At 70.7% G+C, this 1979-nt stretch carries 2 protein-coding genes and 1 pseudogene; 1 reads left to right on the forward strand and 2 read right to left on the reverse strand.

Annotated elements, in window-relative coordinates; genetic code table 11:
• Together AOK00_RS32910 and AOK00_RS32915 are read right to left on the reverse strand one after the other, a co-directional pair.
• Positions 1–579, reverse strand: a 579-nt coding sequence (locus AOK00_RS32910) for a TerD family protein (protein ID WP_173861703.1), incomplete at its 3' end; no start/stop codon positions are given.
• Positions 580–780: 201 nt separating this feature from the next.
• The gene (locus AOK00_RS32915) at positions 781–1356 is read right to left on the reverse strand and encodes a M48 metallopeptidase family protein (RefSeq protein WP_055603820.1); all 576 of its coding nucleotides are present in this window, start codon (positions 1354–1356) and stop codon (positions 781–783) included.
• Positions 1357–1569: 213 nt separating this feature from the next.
• Between AOK00_RS32915 and AOK00_RS32920 the strand changes: the two are divergent.
• Positions 1570–1979 (forward strand): annotated as a pseudogene (locus AOK00_RS32920) (ThiF family adenylyltransferase); the annotation flags it as partial.

Here is a 1979-nt window from a genome sequence, read left to right on the forward strand (position 1 = left end):
CGGCGGCGGGGCGAAGCCGGGCGCGGCCTGCTGCTGGGCGGCGGGCTCCTCCTCGGCGACCTCGCCGCCGAAGTTCCGCAGGAGCGCGTCGAGGCCACCGTCGAAGCCCTGGCCGACGGCGGCGAACCGCCACACGTCCTTGAGGTAGAAGTCGCCGAGCATCACCGCGCGCTCGGTGGTGAACTCCGCGCCGGTGAAGGCGTACCGGGCGACCTCCTCGCCGCCCGCCACGATCCGCAGGTGACCGGGGCCGATCTGCGACATCTGGCCGGCGCCGTCGATGGTCGCGGTGAACGACAGCTTGTGGATGTTGGCGGGGATACGGTCGAGAGTCACGCGGAAGGACTCGGTGTCACCGGACTGCGCCCCGAGCAGCTGGACGGACTCCTCGGGCGTCTTCGGCTGGTTGAAGAAGACGAAGTAGCGGTCGTCGGAGAGCCGCTCGTCCGCGTCGAGTCCGAAACAGCTGATGTCGAAGGTCAGTCCGGGTGCCGCGATCTGCACACCGATGTACAGATCGGTACCCGCGGTGAGATCACTGATCTTGGCCTTGTGGCCGCGTTGGAATTCCCTGGCCATGCGTAACGACCGTCCCCCATCCCGAATGGCGAATGCTCGCGCCAGGCTAGCCGCTGAGTGCGACATTGAGACAGCGCAGGTCGTTTTCGGTACGGAATCGGGAAACCCCGGTCACGCCCACGTGCCTCCGGGATCACTCCCCGCAAGCGGACGGGGTCACTCCTCGCGAGCGGACGGAGGTCTCCTCGCGAGCGGAGGGAGTCACTCCTCGCGATCACCGGGGAGGTGCGGAAGGCGATCCGCGGCGACGACGCCCTCCAGGTAGCCCCGGGCCCGCTCGGTGCGGGGATACGCCTCCAGGAGCCGCCAGAACCCGGGGCCGTGTCCGGGGACGAGCAGATGGGCCAGCTCGTGCAGGAGGACGTAGTCGACGACGTACTCGGGCATGCCCTGGAGCCGGTGGGAGAGCCGGATGCTGCCCTCGGAGGGGGTGCAGGAGCCCCAGCGGGTGTTCTGGTTGGTGACCCAGCGCACGGAGCTGGGGCGGGCCCGGCCGTCGAAGTACTGCTCGGACAGCCGCAGGGACCGCTCGGTCAGCTCGCGGTCCCCGAGGACGCTGCGGCTCTCCTGGGCGGCGAGTTTGTCCAGCATCACGCCGACCCAGCGGCGCTCCTCGGCCTCGGACATCCGGGCCGGGATGAGCACGACGGTCCGGTCGCCCTCGCGGTAGGCCGAGACGGTCCTGCTCCGTCGCGGGCTTCTGCGGACCTCGACCGCACTCGTCCCCGCACCGCGGTGCGGCTTGTCGGTCACGCTGCGCTGTGGGTCGGCGGGCACGGCCCCGACGTTACCCGCTGTCAGCGGGAGAAGTCCCGCCTCCGGAGTGGTTTCGGCAACGATCCGCTCACACCCCGCACGATTCGAATGACTAATCCCCTCGCCTGTGGACAACTTTCGGCGACCGTCACGGCACCGGGGCATTCTCGACCCTGACGGCGAAAGGCCGTTGTCGATCATGAAGCTGTCGATCATGAATGCGGGGCGGGGGAAATGCATCCGGTGGTGAAACCGGCGCTGCGGCGCGCGTGGCGGAGTCTTCGCAGCGTGCAGTTCGGGGTGACTCCCGCGCACGCGGTGGTGCTCGATCAGGTCGACCAGGGGACGGGGACCCTGCTCGGGCTGCTCGACGGCAGTCGCGGCACCGAGCTGCTCCGGGCCGAGGCGAGGACCCTCGGCCTGCCGCACGGACGCCTCGACGCGCTGCTCGGGCGGCTCGAATCGGCGGGACTGCTCACCGACGCCTCGACCGGGCGGCCGGGGAAGGCAGGGCCGACGGCAGGTGCGGTGGACACCGCGCTCGATCCGCTCCGCGCCGACCTCGCCTCCCTCTCCGTCGTCCACCCCGAGCCGGAGCGGGCGGTGCGGACCCTGGCGGCCCGGCGGGCCGCCAGGGTCCGCAC

The organism is Streptomyces aureus, assembly GCF_001418135.1.
GTDB lineage: Bacteria > Actinomycetota > Actinomycetes > Streptomycetales > Streptomycetaceae > Streptomyces > Streptomyces aureus_A.